The sequence below is a fragment of the Pseudomonas sp. F220 genome (assembly GCF_057813935.1).
Genome location: NZ_JBVASJ010000163.1, coordinates 1 through 302, shown reverse-complemented (window position 1 = coordinate 302; position 302 = coordinate 1). Strand labels below are relative to the sequence as shown.

At 61.3% G+C, this 302-nt stretch carries 1 pseudogene; it reads right to left on the bottom strand.

Annotation, left to right across the window (positions count from 1 at the left end):
* Window positions 1-38 precede the first annotated feature (38 nt).
* Window positions 39-302: pseudogene (locus ACZYSM_RS29460) on the bottom strand (penicillin acylase family protein); the annotation flags it as partial.

Here is a 302-nt window from a genome sequence, read left to right as displayed (position 1 = left end):
TCGTAGTAAAGCGCATTACCCTGGCGTTTGAGTTTTTAGAGGAACAGGTCCTGATTGTCGCCCATGACCATGGTCATGCTCCACGCGACCATGCCGTTGAAACCAGCGACGATGGCCGGGATCCCGGCGACTGACACGCCAGCGGCCTGGTATTTCGGCGCGCGTAGCTGCACGTAATTCCACAGCGACGGCGCGGCCATCGGCAGATGGCTGCCGCTGGCGAGCAGGCTTTTGCCACTGCGGCTGCGTTGTGGCGCAATGGCCCAGTTGTTCGAAGTCGCGACGCTCAGCAGGTTCAGGTC